The sequence below is a fragment of the Siminovitchia sp. FSL H7-0308 genome (genome assembly GCF_037980985.1).
GTDB lineage: Bacteria > Bacillota > Bacilli > Bacillales > Bacillaceae_C > Siminovitchia > Siminovitchia thermophila.
Genome location: NZ_CP150282.1, coordinates 449240 through 461611, shown reverse-complemented (window position 1 = coordinate 461611; position 12372 = coordinate 449240). Strand labels below are relative to the sequence as shown.

14 protein-coding genes are annotated in these 12372 nt (G+C 43.2%); 5 read left to right on the top strand and 9 right to left on the bottom strand.

Features of this window, described 5'->3' with window-relative positions:
- Positions 1-23: 23 nt before the first annotated feature.
- The gene (locus MHB50_RS02185) at positions 24-1166 is read right to left on the bottom strand and encodes a sensor histidine kinase (protein ID WP_077109935.1); all 1143 of its coding nucleotides are present in this window, start codon (positions 1164-1166) and stop codon (positions 24-26) included.
- A 158-nt stretch (positions 1167-1324) separates the two neighbouring features.
- Here MHB50_RS02185 and MHB50_RS02180 point away from each other — a divergent pair, with 158 nt between their 5' ends.
- On the top strand, positions 1325-1960 hold the full coding sequence (locus MHB50_RS02180) for a YigZ family protein (RefSeq protein WP_077109934.1): 636 nt from the start codon (positions 1325-1327) through the stop codon (positions 1958-1960).
- Between the two features lie 78 nt (positions 1961-2038).
- Here MHB50_RS02180 and MHB50_RS02175 read toward each other — a convergent pair whose 3' ends face one another.
- Positions 2039-2923, bottom strand: a complete 885-nt coding sequence (locus tag MHB50_RS02175; RefSeq protein WP_077109933.1) for an ROK family protein — start codon at positions 2921-2923, stop codon at positions 2039-2041.
- Between the two features lie 135 nt (positions 2924-3058).
- Between MHB50_RS02175 and MHB50_RS02170 the strand changes: the two genes are divergently transcribed.
- Positions 3059-4237: a M14 family metallopeptidase gene (locus MHB50_RS02170; protein WP_077109932.1), complete on the top strand. Its 1179-nt coding sequence runs from the start codon at positions 3059-3061 to the stop codon at positions 4235-4237.
- On the opposite strand, the gene MHB50_RS02165 is transcribed toward MHB50_RS02170, so the two are convergent.
- Entirely contained in the window at positions 4208-4615 is a 408-nt protein-coding gene (locus tag MHB50_RS02165) for a VanZ family protein (protein WP_077109931.1), read from the bottom strand. The genes MHB50_RS02170 and MHB50_RS02165 overlap by 30 nt on opposite strands.
- A gap of 164 nt (positions 4616-4779) precedes the next feature.
- Entirely contained in the window at positions 4780-5706 is a 927-nt protein-coding gene (locus tag MHB50_RS02160; protein WP_083717281.1) for a LytR family transcriptional regulator, read from the bottom strand.
- A 176-nt stretch (positions 5707-5882) separates the two neighbouring features.
- On the opposite strand from MHB50_RS02160, the gene MHB50_RS02155 reads away from it, so the two are divergent.
- Complete coding sequence (locus MHB50_RS02155) at positions 5883-6341, top strand: low molecular weight protein-tyrosine-phosphatase (protein ID WP_077109929.1); 459 nt, start codon at positions 5883-5885, stop codon at positions 6339-6341.
- Between the two features lie 255 nt (positions 6342-6596).
- Here the strand turns inward: MHB50_RS02155 and MHB50_RS02150 are convergent, their stop codons facing one another.
- The 5 genes from MHB50_RS02150 to MHB50_RS02130 form a co-directional block, all read right to left on the bottom strand.
- Positions 6597-6959 (bottom strand): general stress protein, encoded by a 363-nt coding sequence (locus tag MHB50_RS02150; protein ID WP_077109928.1) that lies wholly within the window; start codon positions 6957-6959, stop codon positions 6597-6599.
- 346 nt (positions 6960-7305) lie between these two features.
- Positions 7306-7866, bottom strand: a complete 561-nt coding sequence (locus MHB50_RS02145; RefSeq protein ID WP_340084786.1) for a hypothetical protein — start codon at positions 7864-7866, stop codon at positions 7306-7308.
- A 277-nt stretch (positions 7867-8143) separates the two neighbouring features.
- On the bottom strand, positions 8144-8809 hold the full coding sequence (locus MHB50_RS02140) for an MBL fold metallo-hydrolase (RefSeq protein ID WP_205178855.1): 666 nt from the start codon (positions 8807-8809) through the stop codon (positions 8144-8146).
- Complete coding sequence (locus tag MHB50_RS02135) at positions 8806-9447, bottom strand: TetR/AcrR family transcriptional regulator (RefSeq protein WP_077109925.1); 642 nt, start codon at positions 9445-9447, stop codon at positions 8806-8808. Before MHB50_RS02135 ends, MHB50_RS02140 begins: the two co-directional genes overlap by 4 nt.
- 238 nt (positions 9448-9685) lie before the next feature.
- Positions 9686-10351 (bottom strand): SOS response-associated peptidase, encoded by a 666-nt coding sequence (locus tag MHB50_RS02130; protein WP_077109924.1) that lies wholly within the window; start codon positions 10349-10351, stop codon positions 9686-9688.
- Positions 10352-10476: 125 nt separating this feature from the next.
- On the opposite strand from MHB50_RS02130, the gene MHB50_RS02125 reads away from it, so the two are divergent.
- Positions 10477-11085 carry an NAD(P)H-binding protein gene (locus tag MHB50_RS02125; protein WP_077109923.1) on the top strand — a complete coding sequence of 203 codons (609 nt, stop codon included), beginning with the start codon at positions 10477-10479 and terminating at the stop codon, positions 11083-11085.
- Between the two features lie 131 nt (positions 11086-11216).
- A complete protein-coding gene (locus MHB50_RS02120; protein ID WP_077109922.1) occupies positions 11217-12332 on the top strand; it encodes a KamA family radical SAM protein in 1116 nt (371 codons plus the stop codon).
- Positions 12333-12372: the final 40 nt, after the last annotated feature.

Genomic DNA, 12372 nt, shown 5'->3' with positions numbered 1-12372 from the left:
TCCTCCTTTATTCATAATCATTTTTATAAGGGCAATGGTATTTTAATCGTAATAATGGTTCCGGCCCCCGGCTTAGAGTGAACCGAAAGGTTTCCATCTAAAATGTCCACCCGTTCTCTCATCCCGATCATGCCAAACCTTCCGCTTTTTGTCTCACTTATGTCAAAGCCGATTCCATCGTCTTTTATTGTGACATACACTTTGCTGCTTTGGATTTCCACCTTTACTTGGATTGTTTCTGCTTTGGCATGTTTAAGCGCGTTATGTACCGATTCTTGGATGAGCCGAAACAGGGCAACCTCATATTTCGGTGGAAGTCGAATATCTTTTCCCAAATAGACAAATTCAATATATGTTCCTTTATGATAATCTTCGACTGTCGTTAAATATTTGTTCAGAGTCGGAATCAACCCAAGATCATCAAGCGCCATCGGCCTTAAATCGTAAATGATGCGGCGCACCTCATAAAGCGCTGTCCGGATCATTTCTTTTAAACTGCGAATTTCTTGGAGTGACTGTTCCGGACCCTGTTGTTTATGCATTTTTTCCGCCAAATCCGAACGGATGAGAACATTTGCCAGCAGCTGCGCGGGACCGTCATGCATTTCCCGGGACAAGCGTTTCCGTTCCTCCTCTTGGGCTTCGATGATCCTAAGTCCAAATTCCTGCTTTAACTTGGCATCCTCCAACGCTTCTCCCATTTCCTTTATATCACTTACAAGGTAGTTCGATACGATCGTAATCTGGGAAACGAGTGTTTCCGCGCGATGAATTGTTTCCTGCAAAGTAATGAGCCTTCTCTCCAAGTCATCTCTTCGCATTCTGAGCTGCTTTTCAAGTTGGCGGTTGATTGTTAATTTTGTCTGCAATTCATGGGCATACTCATAAGCCTCGCGAATCTGTTCCTCGGAAAATTCCTTGAAGTTCTTGCTTACATCGGATAGGCGCCTCCTTGCCAGTTTGGCCTTAACCTCCAATGAATCTCCGGTTTGGATAACTTCTTTAACTTCGTCCTTTATTTCCTGGAGCTCTTTTATGATGTGATCGTGATCACGGCGGCATTGCTCCCCGATTTGAAAAATTTCATCTTTACTCCTGTCGACCGTCTCAATCATCTGTTCTACGATTTTGTCCAGCGCTTTCGGGTTTACCTTTTTCAGTGCCATAATACTCCTTGAAGGCTCCCCCTTTCGAAATGAATTACTGGTAAAATTAGGATTTGGTTATACGTCTCCCATTCTACATAGTCATTATATCATGTATAATTTCTTTAGAACACGACATGTCATTTGGGAAAAAAAGAGTTTTTAGGAGGAACGTACCGATGCTTCCACGTTATTTAACAGTCAAAACAGCAGGATCACACGAAATCATCATACAAAAATCCAGATTTATTGCCCATGTAAATCGAGCGGAAACAGAGGAGGATGCACAGGCTTTTATACAGTCCATCAAAAAAGAACATTGGAATGCCACCCATAATTGTTCTGCCTATTTGATCGGTGAAAATGACCTGATCCAAAAGGCAAATGATGATGGGGAACCGAGCGGCACAGCCGGAATACCGATGCTGGAAGTTTTAAAAAAGCGCGGGTTAAAGGATACTGTCGTTGTCGTAACAAGGTATTTCGGCGGTATTAAACTGGGGGCGGGTGGACTCATCCGGGCCTATGGCCGCGCGGCTTCGGAAGGGATCGACGCCGTTGGGATCGTCGAGCGAAGATTAATGAATGTAATGAAAATCGGTATTGATTATACATGGCTCGGCAAACTGGAAAACGAGCTCAGAAACCAAAAATTTCTGGTGAAAAACATTCATTATTCAGACCAGGTAGAGATCGATGTGTATGTGGAAAGTGAAGGAACCGGTCAATTTTCCGACCTGATTACTGAACTTACAAACGGCCAGGCTGATGTCTCTGACGGACCCCAAGAATATTTGGAAGTCGATGTGAATTAATTTATAAGACTTTAGGATGAAAGACATCTTACTTTTTTATTAGGGAAAATTCTCCTCATTTTTTCGTTTTCTAAAAATTTATTTTTGTTTTTCATAGGCTTTCTTTTTCTCTAAGATTTGTTTTGCCATGAGGAGAGCTCCCGTAACCCCTGCATCATCTCCGAGCTGCGGCGGCACAATATAATGCACCAACTTGTCAGGAAGAGGAACAAAGCCTTCAAGTTTCTCTTTGACAAGGGAATGAATTCGAGGAAATAAATGCTTTTGTTTCATCACGCCTCCCCCCATAATAATTTTTTCCGGGGATAGAATAAGGATATACTGGACGAGCGCTTCGGCGAGGTAATAAGCTTCCATTTCCCATGCTTTCTCATGATGAAGCATGTCCGCTTTTACTCCCCAACGCCCTTCAATAGCAGGCCCGGCAGCAAGCCCCTCGATGCAGTCCCGGTGATACGGGCAAAAGCCTTCATAAGAATCTTCCGGATGACGGCGAACGGAAATATGCCCCATTTCCGGATGTGATAACCCCCGCAACAGCTTTCCATCAACAACCGCCCCGGCGCCGATTCCTGTCCCTACGGTGATGTATAAACAGCTATTGTGTCCCTTGGCAGCACCATAAGCCCACTCTCCCAAAGCGGCACCGTCCACGTCGGTGATAAAATGAATTGGCACATGAAAGGCATTTTCCATCGTCTGGACAAACGGGAAGTTGATCCATCCGGGTTTGGGTGTCGATTTTATGTATCCATAGGTCGGACTTTCCTTATTGATATCAATCGGCCCGAATGAGGCTATTCCAATCGCTTGTATGGGAAATTCTCGAAAAAACGCAATCACCTCAGGGATTGTCCGCTCGGGGATGTCTGTATTAATTTGAATCCGCTCAACCAATCGTCCGTCCTTTTGCCCAACAGCACAAACAAATTTGGTCCCTCCTGCCTCAATGGCTCCAAGCATCTCTTTTCACCTTTCTTGCAATCTACTGTTCTTTTTCCAATCATACATTGTTTTCCGTTTGAAATCAGCATGTATCTGTGTTTTACACATACACCTATATATGATAAAACGTTTTTCAAACGGGGAGGGACAGCCGTGGAAATCCGGGTCCGACCAGGCGATACACTTATGAATTACAGCCAATTGTTTTCGATCCCGCTTATGTTAATCATTGATTCCAATCCCGAAATAGCAAAGTCGAATATTCTTCAAACAGGACAGAGGGTTACAATCCCCGGATTTACGACAGAGAGTTATACGACTCAAAGCGGGGATACGTTTGGGAAAATTGCCCACGCCCAACGATTACACGTCAAAGCCCTGAAACGATTAAATCAAGATGTTGATTCGGATCAGTTGCAAGCCGGGCAAAAAATAGTAGTTCCCAAAAAAACGGCGGCGGTGGAGATCAGTCCGGAAGGTTATAATTTCAAAAAGCTGGACCGTCATGTCGATCAACTCACTAAGATTTTTCCATTCATGAACAACATTACTGTTGGAAAAAGCCTTCTTGGTCATCCATTGCATATTTTGAAAGTTGGAAAAGGGAAAAAGGTGCAAATCAATGCAGCGTTTCACGCCAATGAGTGGATTACAAGCGCGGTATTGATGAAATTTTTACACGAGTATATGATTGCTTTGATAAACAATGAAACAATCAGGGGAATTCCAGCGCTTGACATGTACACACATACCGAATTACATGCTGTTCCTATGGTGAATCCCGATGGAGTGAATACGGTTTTAAATGGTCCTCCGGGTGATTGGGCGTCGGAGGTTGTTTCGTTAAACCGGGGAAGCGCCGACTTCTCCGGCTGGAAAGCGAACATACGAGGAGTTGATTTAAACAAACAATTTCCGGCAAAGTGGGAGTTGGAGAAAAAACGCAAGCCCCAAAAGCCGGGACCGCGTGATTTTCCTGGTTTTTTCCCCATTTCAGAACCGGAATCAAAAGCGATGGCGGCGCTCGCCCGCAAGGAAAACTATGATATTCTGCTTGCCCTTCATACACAAGGCAAAGAAATCTATTGGGGATATGACGGACTTGAACCGCCTGAATCTGAAGTCCTTGCTCGGGATTTTGCCCGGATAAGCGGTTATAAGTCTGTGCGCTACATTGACAACTATACTGGTTACAAAGATTGGTTTATACAGGAGTTTCGGAAACCAGGTTTTACGATTGAGCTTGGTTTGGGTCACAACCCGCTTCCCATCGAACAATTTGATGAAATATACGATGATATGTTAGGCATTTTTGTCCGAGCGCTTTCTTAAAGCGGAAACCAACCCCAAAGCAAGAAGAGCCCCCAGGGAATCAATCCCGACATCCAAAATGGAGGCAGTCCGATCAGGCACATATAGTTGATGCAGTTCATCACTTGCCGCATATATGGTGGTGAATAACCAAGCCAGCAAAAACCTTTTTTTGCGCAGCCCGTGATAAAAAAGGATGGCCAGTAATCCAAATGCGGTTAGGTGAACAAATTTCCGAAATAAAAGATTCAGTACTGATGCTTGTTCAGGCGTGAGGTGCAAAAATCGTTCAAAAAATATGAGCGTGTTCCCACCGGTCGAAGAAGGTGATCCGGTTGCGGTAAAAATGGCAACACACCATCCGATTGCCGCCAATAGCCATAAGTGCCTTTTCTCCATTATTAGACTCCTTTTTTAAACATGAAAAAAAGCTGGGACATAAGTTGAAAACGAATGGATATTCGTCCAAATCGTGAAAATAAAACCGCGTGAAATCAAAGGTTTACATTTGATTTCATGCGGCTTATTCATTTTTATAGGTTTTTGTCCCGGCCTCTTTCAAGCTATATATTCAATTGTTCCTTTAGAATGCTTTGAATTCTCTCCCTCTCATCTTGGGGGACAATATAATAATAGATGTTGTCTATCCTTTGTCCTTGTCCATCGATCTGGTATTGTTCGATGTTGTGGCGGGCGCTCTTATAATTTTTTTGTATTTCGACCATTTCATTGAAAGACATGTTTGTTTCGACATTTTTTCCGAGGGCTTTCAGAACATCATCATATTTCCATAATGCGGAAATGTTCGCCCCCTTATTGATGACTCCCTGAATAACCTGGCGCTGGCGCATTTGTCTCCCAAAATCTCCCCTCGGGTCATTTTTACGCATTCTGGAATAGGCAAGAGCATCCGCTCCATTTAGGGAGATTTCCCCTTTGGGAAAATGTTTCTTTTCATAGGAGAATTCAAGATCATTGTTTACATTGATTCCGCCTACCGAATCCACAATTTCTTTGAATCCATCCATGTTCATTTTGATATAATAATCAATCGGAATATCAAGGAATTTTTCCACCGTATTCATGGACATTTCGATCCCGCCAAAAGCATAGGCGTGGTTAATTTTATCATTAATCCCTTTACCGACGATTTCTACACGTGTATCGCGGGGTATACTAAGCATTTCGATCGACTTTTTTTCCGGATTTACCGCCATGACGATAATCGTGTCCGACCGGCCGCGATCCCCTGCCCGCTCATCAACTCCAAGCATCAACACTGAAAAGGGTTCTTTTTTGCCTAGCTCCAAGTCGGAGGAACGCGGCACTTCCGGATTTCGCTCAACAGGTTTATGTATAGAATTGGCTGTTTTGTTCAAATTATGATAAATGGAATAACCGTAGCCGACAAGACCCACAACTAGGACCAGCAGCACGATCAAAACGATTTTTAGCGCTTTTCGTTTCTTTTTTGGTTTATATCTCGACATTGAATACTTTCTCCTCTTGGATATGTTCATTCCTTTTTGAAAAACAATCTACCAATCTTATTATAAAGAACTTATAAAACAAATCAATACAAAATTCGACGGTTCCAACGTTTTTCAATTTTCTTTATTTATGATACCATAACATATAAATCGAAAGAAATAATGGGAGACTGATCATGGTAAAGGTGTTATTTGTTTGTTTGGGAAACATTTGCCGCTCCCCAATGGCGGAAGCGATTATGAAAGACTTGGTGGAAAAAGAAGGACTGAAGGATCAAATATCGGTAGATTCAGCCGGAACCGGCTCATGGCACATCGGAGAGCCGCCTCATCAAGGAACGAAAAGAAAACTGGAGGAATATGGGATTAAAACAGAAGGGCTTGTCGCCAGACAATTTTCAAAGGAAGACCTCGAGACATTTGACTATATTATCGGAATGGATCGATCCAATATTCAAAACATTTATCAAATAACGGGAGAGCCGGAACACCCAAAAGTTATGCGGCTGCTCGATTTAACCCATTTAAAAAAAGATGTGCCTGATCCGTACTACACTGGTAATTTTCAAGAAACTTACGACTTGGTGAGTGAAGGCTGCCGTGTGTTGTTGGCAAAAATCAAACAACAACTTTAGGCGCTGTTGTTTTAAAAGCTGAATCGCCAACATGTTGAAACATGGCATATGGGGCCAATAGGGCGATTTTTTGACCTTATTGGCCCCCGCTTTTTTAAAAATCGGCTGGATTGTTCGTTGTCTGTCTACGATTATTTTACGTAAAGCGCTTTTTATCTCCCCTAGCACCTTTTTGAACGATATTATGCTCCGCATGTGGAACTGCATCGGCTTCTGTGCGCAACTCAGCATCAACGTTTGGCACATCGTAAGGATTTATATATCCCGAATGGACACTGGTGCTGTACCTTTCACCGTATTCCTTATCGACATACAAAAAAATTCCTCCGTCATCAATTTCCTGATAATATCGCTCCAGTCAGGGCCCGATAGCTCCATGTTCTGCATCGCCTCTTTTACCGGCTCTTCACCAGTCATAAAACGAACGAAGCGGTCAAACCAATCCCCTCCGCCTGACCGGACATCTACGTTTGTCTGTCCGCGAAGCATGGAAATATCATGCTCTTCCCGAGCTACTGCGTATATATCACTGGGATCATAACCTTGTGCTTCCAGATCTTCTATTTTCCGAATGGCATCATGTTCAGATTGAAATACACCGATGGCTTTTTTGTCCATTTTAGTGAACGCCTCCTTTAACTCATGTGGGGTCACTACATATTTACCCGACTATTTTTTGTAAAAACATGGGAATTGGGCTGTATAAAAGTGGCGGCCCATGCAGATTGATAAATGTCCTTATGGTTTCCTTTGCTGTTCGACCAATTTTTTGTGACATTTTTTACCAATAGCATTTTCACCTTTGGATTATTTTGTTAGTGACGCCCTTCATTGGCACATCCATGAGTGGAGGAAAGTATTTTAAACAAGGAAAAGATCCCGGACCTCCGGGATCTGAAATGTGGAAATAACTGTTGAGGATATATATGGTTGTGGGCATGCTTGTAGTTTTCGGAATAGATGATTATGATTGCATACTCCTGATGATGTTATGCAACTTCATATCATGGCTGGCAACTTTTATGTTTAAATAGTCAATATCATATTTCACAGTTTGTAGCTCTTTATTGACTACTTTAAAGACCGATTGATGCTCGTCCAGCTTTGCATCGACCCTCTTAAAATGGCTGCGCATTTCACTCGTGAGATTGTCCACTTTTTTATCAATTATTCTCACTTCGGTTTTTACTTCCTGAAGTTCTGCATACATTTCTTTTTGATCGGCTTTTACTTCCTGAAGCTCTGCACGCATTTCTTTTTGATCGGCTTTTACTTCCTGAAGCTCTGCACGCATTTCTTTTTGATCGGCTTTTACTTCCTGAAGCTCTGCATACATTTCTTTTTGATCGGCTTTTACTTCCTGAAGTTCTGCACGCATTTCTTTTTGATCGGTTTTTACTTCCTGAAGTTCTGCATACATTTCTTTTTGATCGGCTTTGATGAGCTGAAGCTCAGATTTTACCCCTTGAATTTCTCCCTCAACATTTTCCAATTTTGATAATATTAATTGCAGGCTTTCTTCCAATGTCTCACCCCTCCTTTCATTCCATTGATTATACCATATTCTTTTGAATAATAACCTTTTACAACGTAAGATAGCTGATTATAAGGGAGCAAACATGTTGAGTACGGCGGCTTCTAAATGTTTAAGGAGCCAGCTTTCCGAATTACTCTTTGATCCAATAAAGCTTTAAGAGCAGCTGGTAAGCTGGCGGTACATAGTATTCATATATCAGGGCTCGGCTCCTTATAGCAATCGCGCTAAAAATTCCTGCCCTTATTCTTCACTCTTAAGTAAAACCTTAAAGGGTTTGGCGCAAATACTCTTCCAGTTGATCTGCCGGGTTGTGGACAGGATTTCCATGACATATTTCGAGATGGACGGGCTTTAGGCGGAAAAGAACTTTACTGCTCTCGACCGCTTCAGCCATGTCGGCCGTAAACATCGGCATCGGCCTGCGAAGCTTCCCTTTTTTGGAGGTGAATAAATCTCCCCCCAAAACGACACGGTCTCTTTCATGCCAATAGATAACATGTCCCGGGGAATGCCCTGGGGTAAAATAAGGCTGGAGTCCTCCAATCGGAAGCAGTTGCCCGGTTTCATCTGCAGGGAGAGGCTCGACAATTTCTTTTTCTAGGGAGACCGCGGCTTTTTTCCTACGCGGGTATGCGAGATCACCTTCCATGAAAGGAATTTCAATCGTATGTACGTATACGGGGACCGGAGTGGATGCCAGGATTCGTTTGACTGCTCCGACATGGTCAGAATGCCCGTGTGTGAGGACAATTCTTTTAAGCGGCCCCGCTCCAATTTGATCTACTGCCTTCAAAATACCTTTTGCCATTTGCGGAATTCCCGCATCAACGAGTGTAACTCCATCTTCCTCCACAACGAGCCAGACATGGATGGGAATGAATACCCACGATTTGAGGCTCCAAATATGCTCGGAAATCCGGCTCATTTTCATATTGTTCCCTCTTCTCTATTCAACTTTTTCTTAAAGCCAGCCAAAAGCACATCAACCATATCGTCAAAAGTGGAGCCGAGCCGCTCCCGCAGCTGTTCGTACGACTCTTCGGAATGCGCATAGGTTCCAACGATTCCATAAAGGGCAAAATAGTAAATCCGACTAAAAGTCAAGAGCCTGTTGTCATGTTGCTGAAGCTCAAGACAGCCCTGCAACGCAGCCATCATACTCGCAAAAAGCTTGTTACGCGTCCGGTTTATGTCCAACTCCGGTTCAGCTTCATCGACTCTACCCGCTCTTTCCGTAAAAAGAATGGTGAACATATTTCGCTTTAAGAGGCAAAAGCGAATGAACTCACGGCTTAAGCCGCGCAGCTTTTCTTCGAGAGATAATTTTTCCTCAGATAAAATTGTTTCAAACTGCCGCTCCAGTTGATTGAGGGCCGGCATCGAGAGATCGTGGAGGAGTCCTTCCTTATCCTTAAAATAAAGATAAATGGTCGTATGCGAGCAGCCGGCTTCCTTGGCAATCTCACGGATGGTCACCGACTCAAATCCGTGGGCGGCAAACAATTTGCCAGCTGCCTCCAAAATCGCTTTTTTTGTTTCTTCTGCACGAAGATCGTGTTTTTTGAACATGAATGAATCAGCATCCTTCCACCTTGATAACCAATGGTTACTAACCAGCGGTTATAATATAACCTGCCGATCACTCGCTGTCAACAAAAAACGCCAAAGACATATAAAGATTGGAAAAAGAGACCGCTATTTGTGTCCATTTTCTACAAACCCGCTGCTGTTCAAAATGCGGATAAGAATGCGCTTATTCGATACGAGCTTCATTTTCATGAAAAAACCCGGCTCACGGCCAGGCTTCCTATAATGATTGAATGATTTCCTTTTGATCATTTTTCGGGCTGTTCACTAAAGTAGAAACCGGATACGATTCCATATCTTCTGCGCTGTATGGTAGAAGCAACTGTTTAAGTTTTGCCGAATCTTCAATTGTGCGATCCAACCATATTTGCTCTGCTTTTTTCGTCAAAATGACTGGCATCCGGTTATGAACTTCTCGTACAAGTGTATTCGCTTCCGTGGTAATGATCGTACACGAATGAATGACTTTGTCTCCCTCTTCCCAGCGATCCCAAAGTCCCGCAAAGGCAAAAGGCAGTTTTGTTTTTAAGTGAAACCGGTAAGGCTGCTTCTTGTCCCCGTCTCTTTTCCATTCATAAAACCCATCTGCTGGTATCAGGCAGCGCCTTCTCGTTAATAATCGCTTAAAGCTTGGCTTGTGGTCGACGGTTTCCATGCGGGCATTGATCATTTTATTGCCGATTTTCGGGTCTGTTGCCCACGTAGGCACCAGTCCCCATTTTAGAAATCCTGCCCGGTTGCCCTTCTCGTCCCGGATGATGGCCAAAACTTGTTGGCTCGGCGCGATATTGTAGCGTTCAACCCATTCAAGTTGCTCGGAATTCGCCAGTTGGAAGCGCTCCGTCACTACATCCTGTTTGGAAAACAAACTGTATCGTCCACACATGCCGCATTCTCTCCTTTTTCATCCATTATAACAAGAAGCCGCTTTCATGAAACACGATCGGTTTATAAAACTTTCATTAAGGAAATACATACATAAAAGAAGAATTGGGAAAGGAGCGAAAGTCGATGAACATTTTGCTTGTTAGCGATTGTCGGCATCCGGGACGCTGCCTGTTTGAATTTTTATCCAAACATACCGACCATGATGTCAAAATGGAAACGTGGAAAACAGGCCCCATGATAACGGAGAACCAGGATGAGGAGCACTTGTCCAACGTGATGAAAGGGACAGATGTGGTTATCTTTTCTAGTGGTTGTGACGAACAAGCATATGAGCAAGCCCCCCATTCATCCGTCTTAAAACATATAAAAACGCTTATTAAAATGGCAAGCCGCATCAAAGTTCCCCGCTTCATTTTATTGAGCGCCCTGGGAGCTGACGACCCCCAAGGACCCGCTGAGGATTATTTGTATCATAAACGAGAAGCGGAAGATTACTTAAAAAACAGCGGACTTTCCTATACTATCATACGTCCCGGTCATTTGATCCACGGAGGCCCGTCCGGAAAAATCAACATGCAAGAAAATATGCAATGGATCGTCAACGTGGACATTTCCTGCGGAGATATCGCACTGGTGCTGAAATCTATCCTTGATTCCGGAAAGTTAATCAATAAGATTGTAGAGATCACTTCCGGTGAAAACAGCATAAAAAAAGCCATACATGGCATATAGGAAGGCCTCCTTTTTCCTTGGTCAATTTCATAACAAATTTTTGACAATTCGTCAGATAATTACTTTTTTCGAAATCTATAAAAAAGTTTATGTTATAGTAGTAATACTATATAAAAATGGGGTGATGAATATTGGCTTTGCCAAAGTACATTACGAAAATTGACCAAATCAAGCAGATTCCGGAAGAACAGCGCGAAAAATTGAAAGCAATTACAGAGAAATTTGTATTTCGCGTGAATGAGTACTATTTAGGTTTAATAGACTGGGATGATCCAAATGATCCGATTCGAAGATTGGTCATCCCTAGTGAAGGAGAATTAAAAGAGTACGGGCGCTGGGATGCTTCGGACGAAAATACAAACTATGTCGTACCGGGATGCCAGCACAAGTATACGACAACCGCTCTTTTGATCGTTTCCGAAGTATGCGGTGCTTATTGTCGTTACTGCTTTAGAAAACGTCTATTTAGAAATGACGTAAAAGAGGCATTGCTCGATGTTAGTCCGGGACTTGAGTATATCCGCCAGCATCCGGAAATTAACAACGTGCTTTTAACCGGGGGAGACCCGCTGATGCTCGGTACGAGAAGATTAAAATCGATCATCGAAAGTCTCAGAGAAATCGAGCATGTAAAAATCATCAGGCTTGGCTCAAAACTCCCTGTCTTTAATCCGATGCGGATTTATGAAGATGAAGAGCTATTAAAGGTGATCAAAGAAAATTCCACAACAGAAAACCGTATTTACGTTATGGCCCACATTAACCACCCCAGAGAAATCACTGCAGAAGCCCGCCGGGCCTTCCAGGCACTTCACGAAGCCGGTGCGATCGTCGTCAATCAAACCCCTGTACTGCGGGGGATCAACGATGACCCTGACGTATTGGCAGAACTCTTAGATAAACTTTCTTGGGCGGGAGTAACACCTTATTACTTTTTTGTAAACCGCCCTGTAGCCGGCAACAATGATTTTGTACTTTCCCTGAAGGAAGTATACGATATCGTTGAGAAAGCCAAGGCAAAAACTTCCGGACTCGGAAAAAGGGTTCGCCTTTCCATGAGTCACACAGCAGGAAAAGTGGAAATATTGGCGATCCAAGATGGAAAAGCCTACTTGAAATTTCATCAGTCACGCGACGGTGATTACGGTAAATTCATGGTCCTTGACTGTCCGGATGATGCTGCATGGTTTGACGATCTGCCCGGAAACGAAGCTTATTGGAAGCAACCTGATGAAGTCTTGATGTAAACAAAAAAGATATGAGCCTCCTTTTAACGGGGGATCATAT

What these genes read in the sequence shown, in the direction of transcription:
- MHB50_RS02180 (WP_077109934.1), top strand. Translation starts at nt 1,325, where the DNA reads ATGCTTCCACGTTATTTAACAGTCAAAACAGCAGGATCACACGAAATC.
- MHB50_RS02125 (WP_077109923.1), top strand. Translation starts at nt 10,477, where the DNA reads ATGAACATTTTGCTTGTTAGCGATTGTCGGCATCCGGGACGCTGCCTG.
- MHB50_RS02155 (WP_077109929.1), top strand. Translation starts at nt 5,883, where the DNA reads ATGGTAAAGGTGTTATTTGTTTGTTTGGGAAACATTTGCCGCTCCCCA.
- MHB50_RS02135 (WP_077109925.1), bottom strand. Translation starts at nt 9,447, where the DNA reads ATGTTCAAAAAACACGATCTTCGTGCAGAAGAAACAAAAAAAGCGATT.
- MHB50_RS02175 (WP_077109933.1), bottom strand. Translation starts at nt 2,923, where the DNA reads ATGCTTGGAGCCATTGAGGCAGGAGGGACCAAATTTGTTTGTGCTGTT.
- MHB50_RS02140 (WP_205178855.1), bottom strand. Translation starts at nt 8,809, where the DNA reads ATGAAAATGAGCCGGATTTCCGAGCATATTTGGAGCCTCAAATCGTGG.
- MHB50_RS02130 (WP_077109924.1), bottom strand. Translation starts at nt 10,351, where the DNA reads ATGTGTGGACGATACAGTTTGTTTTCCAAACAGGATGTAGTGACGGAG.
- MHB50_RS02165 (WP_077109931.1), bottom strand. Translation starts at nt 4,615, where the DNA reads ATGGAGAAAAGGCACTTATGGCTATTGGCGGCAATCGGATGGTGTGTT.
- MHB50_RS02185 (WP_077109935.1), bottom strand. Translation starts at nt 1,166, where the DNA reads ATGGCACTGAAAAAGGTAAACCCGAAAGCGCTGGACAAAATCGTAGAA.
- MHB50_RS02160 (WP_083717281.1), bottom strand. Translation starts at nt 5,706, where the DNA reads ATGTCGAGATATAAACCAAAAAAGAAACGAAAAGCGCTAAAAATCGTT.
- MHB50_RS02150 (WP_077109928.1), bottom strand. Translation starts at nt 6,959, where the DNA reads ATGGACAAAAAAGCCATCGGTGTATTTCAATCTGAACATGATGCCATT.